Here is a 1,857-nt window from a genome sequence, read left to right on the forward strand (position 1 = left end):
CTCCCCAAATACCCCCGAATGCAGCCAAAACACCCAGTCACTCCGCACCCCAACACCCCCACATACCACAAATGCCCCCGCACGCGCTGAATGCCCATACACGCCTCATGCGCCCCAAAATCACCCGCGCAACAGCCAACTCCCGTTGCGCTCAACGCCATACGCGGTTCGCACAGTATGCTTGGAACTAGGCGCGCCGCAACAGGCGCCGAAAGCAAGCCATTGAAGGAGGCAACCAATGGTGGATGAAACTACTGCAACCGTTACTGCGCAGGCCGCTCAAGCCGCGCAGGCAGCACAGGCAACCGCTCCCCTGGCCGACATCGTGGTCGGCGTGGACGGATCCGACGAATCGTTCGCCGCACTGAAATGGGCCATGCGCGAGGCTTCGCTCACCGGCCAGAGCATCAACGCCGTGTTCGGCTGGACCCATTCGTGGGATACGAATTCCGACGAGCCGGACAGCGAGGAATCCTGGGCGCATGTGCGTCATGAGATCGCGGAGCAGCTGCGCTCCTGGGTGGAGCAGGCCAGTGACGGCATCGACTTTGACCCCGAGCGCTTGAAGATGACTTCCGTGCGCGCGTCCGGCACGTCCGCGCTGCTGCAGATCGGCAAGGATGCGCAGCAGATCGTGGTCGGCCGCCGTTCGCTGGGGCGTGTGGCCCGCTGGTTCATGGGGTCGCTGTCCGCTTCCCTGGCGGAGACCGCGCAGGTGCCGGTCACGGTGGTGCGCATCGCCGGCAGCGAGGACGAGACCGTGACCGACGAGATCGCCAATTCGCTCACCCCGTCGAATGTGACGGTGCATTACACGCAGGCCGGCGCGTCTCCCGCCAAGCCGGCGCAGCGCCCTGTGGTGGTCGGTGTGGATGGGTCGGAGACCTCGATGCGCGCGCTGGATTTCGCGGTGCAGCATGCGCGTATTCATGGTCTGCCGTTGCATGTGATGTTCTGCTGGCAACTGCGTGATCTGGGTGCGGTTCCGGGGCATGAGACCACGGTGCCGAGTACCGAGGAGGGGCAGCGTTTTGCGGAGAAGGTGCTGAACGAGACGGTTGAGAAGGCCGGTATTCCGGGCGATGTGGAGGTGGTTGCGAACGCGTTCCACATTCCGGCGTCGAAGGGTCTGATTGCGGCGTCGCGGTATGCGAGTCATGTGGTGGTCGGGTCGCGTGGCCTGACGGGTATGGATGCGCACTTCCTGGGGTCGGTGAGCCGGCAGATCATCAACTTTGCCGAGTGTCCGATCACTGTGGTGCACTGAGGGCCGGTTGGCGGCAACAACTGTGACTGTATTACAGAAACTGTGACTGTATTACAGAAACTGTGACTGGATTACAGAAACTGTGAATGGAGTGACGGAATCCGTCACCTCGGTCACAGTTGCTGTCACAATCACCTCGTGTTGCCGTAACGCCAGTCACAGTAATCCCCGGCCGCGGGGACAAACATCGCAGAAACAACCATGCAGCCGCAAAAGGCAACCGCCCGCGCCCCCGCGTCCAATACATCCAGTCGGAGCACGTCCAATACATCCAGTCGGGCCGGTGAAATCGCAATGACTGCGACGCGATGACAATAACCATGGCACAAATGCGATAACCGTGACTCAGTGACAACAACTGTGACTGGAGTGACAGAATCTGTCACCTCGGTCACAGTTGCTGTCACGATCACCTCGCGTTGTCGTAACACCAGTCACAGTAATCCCCGGCCGCGGAGGGGGGGCAAACATCGCTGAGACAACCATGCAGCCGCAACCGCAACCGCCCGCAGCGACAACCGCCCGCACCCCGCGTCTATTACATCCAGTCGGGGCACGTCCATTACGGGGCACGTCCATTACATCCAGTC

Annotated in this window: 1 protein-coding gene; it reads left to right on the plus strand. The window is 61.6% G+C overall.

Annotated elements, in window-relative coordinates:
- The first annotated feature begins 238 nt into the window (after window positions 1–238).
- Window positions 239–1,267, plus strand: a complete 1,029-nt coding sequence (locus G1C98_RS08225) for a universal stress protein (protein WP_240944978.1) — start codon at window positions 239–241, stop codon at window positions 1,265–1,267.
- Window positions 1,268–1,857 lie beyond the last annotated feature (590 nt).

The sequence above is a fragment of the Bifidobacterium erythrocebi genome, assembly GCF_012932675.1.
GTDB classification, from domain to species: domain Bacteria; phylum Actinomycetota; class Actinomycetes; order Actinomycetales; family Bifidobacteriaceae; genus Bifidobacterium; species Bifidobacterium erythrocebi.

Coding starts and splice junctions, on each gene's coding strand:
- G1C98_RS08225 (WP_240944978.1), top strand. CDS start 239: ATGGTGGATGAAACTACTGCAACCGTTACTGCGCAGGCCGCTCAAGCC.